Here is a 2,429-nt window from a genome sequence, read left to right on the forward strand (position 1 = left end):
CACACACCACCACGTGTGGCTGCGCCGGCCGGCGTGGTCGGTATCAACCACGAGACTCCGAAAGTCGGAGGTCACCAACTCACTAGTGAAGCAGCATGAGTGACTCCAAACAGCTTGACACCGCGCGCAGTGACGATTTTGGCGCCACGAATCGACACTCAGAGTCCTTTACTCGGCGGGTGCCCGAGAGCGTGCCTGGCTTCGCACTCAACGTCCTTTACTCGCCGGGTGTCCGGAGTCGCGCCGACGCGGCGGAAAGCAGGACGCTCAGTGACGATTTCGGCGCCACGAATCGACACCGAGCGTCCTTTACTCGCCCGGTGCGGGGCGGGGGCATGCCTGGCTTCGCCCCCACCGGCTCTTGCCACGCCGCCGGCACTCGCGCCCACCTCGGTGCCGCGCAGCTCAGAACGTCGAGTGCGGTGCCCCCATACCAGGATCGATCTGCGTCGGGCCGCCGGGTCCGGGTGTGACGTCGAAGTCGAACATCGCGGTGGGCAGGTAGACCGTCGCGCATGAGTTCGGGATGTCGACGACTCCGGAGAACCGGCCCTCGATCGGGGCGGCACCGAGCAGCAGATACGCCTGCTCGGGGCTGTAGCCGAACTTCGTGAGGTAGTCGATGGCATGGAGGCACGCCCGCTGGTAGGCCAGCTGCGAATCGAGGTAGCGCTGCTCGCCGTCGAGAGTGACCGAGGTGCCCGAGAATGCCAGCCACTCCGAGTACTGCGGGTCGGAGTTGCCCGGCTGGAAGATCGCGTTCTCGCTCACCCCGTACGTGTCCATGCCGCCCTTGATGAGGTCGACGCGGAAGTCGATGAAACCGCCCATCTCGATGGCGCCGCAGAACGTGATCTCCCCGTCGCCTTGGCTGAAATGGAGGTCGCCGACGGAGAAGTTCGCGCCGTCGACGAACACCGGATAGAAGACGCGGGTGCCCTTCGTGAGGTTCTTGATGTCCTGGTTTCCGCCGTTCTCTCGCGGGGGAGCGGTGCGGGCGCCCTCCTCGGCGACGCGGTCGAAGTCTTCCCCGGTCAGCGAGCCGAGGATCGCGCCGTTGGGTTCCGGCGGCAGCGCCAGCGGCGGTTCGCGGTCGGGGTCGGTGGCGATGAGCGCGGCCTCACGGGTGTTCCACGTCCCGAGCAGGTCCGCACTCGGCGCGGTGCCCATGAGTCCGGGGTGGACGATGCCGGTGAACGAGACCCCCGGGACGTGGCGGGAGGTCGCGGTCCCGCCGCTGAAGTCCCAGATCGCCTTGTACGCGTCGGGGAACTGGTCGACGAGGAAGGACCCACCGTTCTCCTTCGCGAAGATGCCCGTGTACCCCCAGCCCTGACCGGCGAGCGGACCCTCCTCCTGCGGGATTGGACCGACGTCGAGGATGTCGACGATGAGCAGGTCACCGGGCTTCGCGCCTTCGACGGCGACCGGTCCCGAGAGCGCGTGGACGATGTCGACGGGAGCGTCGCGGACGTCGTCGGCGCTGTCGTCGTTCTTGATGAAGCCGTCGAACCATTCGCGGCAGTCCATGCGGAACGAGTCACCGGGCTTGACGTGGACGGCCGCCGGGATGTCGGGGTGCCACCGGTTGTGGCCGACGATCTTTTGGTCGGTGAACGGTTTGGTCGAATCGAGCGGGAAGACGACGTCGGGCATGGCACTTCCTTTCCTCGGATCGGCCCCGGTCGAGGCCGATGGCGGTGGTTCGGGTGGAGCGGGTGGCGCTTCACATGGTGCGGTTCGCAGGCACTGACTCCCTGCGGTGGTGCTCTCGCCGAGGCGGGTCCCAGTCGGACTGCGTCGGACATCTGGGTTGTCTGCCCGAGATTCGCGCATGGGCGATCGGGCCGGTCACGGCGTCGGTGCCGTCAGTTTCGCGGCAGCTTGGCGTGCCGGGGATCCCGGCTGACCTCCTGCCGCCGGCGGCTCGCCCCGGGAACGCGGGAGACGACCGCGGGAGTCTCCGCTGACCGTTCGGTGGTATCGATGAGCCGGGCTGCAGGAGAGCCGCCAACGCCGAGGTGGGGTGAGGCGACCACGGACCGGGCAGGCTCCTGGCAGCCGGGGCAATGGATGGAGTCGGGTTTCGCCGCCATGGTGAAGGCCCGCTCGGTGTCGCCGCAGTCGTCGCAGCGGAAGAGGTAGGTCGGCACTGCATCACCCCTGTCATCAGCACTTGTGTATGCGTGCATTCTTACAGCGCGACGTGGTCTGGGGAAGGCTTCGGAGAAGATTGCCCGCCGAGGTCGTCGCACCTTCCGCGTCAAATTCTGGACGCTGAGTGCCGATTCTGCGGTCGGAACCCTCTGTGTCAGGCTGGGTGTGAGTCACTCCCGTACCGAGAGGAACTGGAGTACCATGACCATCACTCCTGGCTATACCGTCGATGAGATCCGTGATTTCGTCTACCAATACGAGAAGATCCCCCA

General features: G+C 66.5%; 2 protein-coding genes. Both read right to left on the minus strand.

Going from position 1 to position 2,429, the window contains the following annotated elements:
* Positions 1 to 405: 405 nt before the first annotated feature.
* Positions 406 to 1,656 (minus strand): formamidase, encoded by a 1,251-nt coding sequence (gene fmdA, locus AACX88_RS17360; protein WP_339394117.1) that lies wholly within the window; start codon positions 1,654 to 1,656, stop codon positions 406 to 408.
* 212 nt (positions 1,657 to 1,868) lie between these two features.
* On the minus strand, positions 1,869 to 2,153 hold the full coding sequence (locus tag AACX88_RS17365) for an FmdB family zinc ribbon protein (RefSeq protein ID WP_339394118.1): 285 nt from the start codon (positions 2,151 to 2,153) through the stop codon (positions 1,869 to 1,871).
* Positions 2,154 to 2,429 lie beyond the last annotated feature (276 nt).

The sequence above is a fragment of the Brevibacterium metallidurans genome (assembly GCF_037101285.1).
Classification (GTDB): domain Bacteria; phylum Actinomycetota; class Actinomycetes; order Actinomycetales; family Brevibacteriaceae; genus Brevibacterium; species Brevibacterium metallidurans.

Excerpts from the sequence above, each read along its gene's own strand:
- fmdA (WP_339394117.1), bottom strand. The coding sequence starts at position 1,656 with ATGCCCGACGTCGTCTTCCCGCTCGATTCGACCAAACCGTTCACCGAC.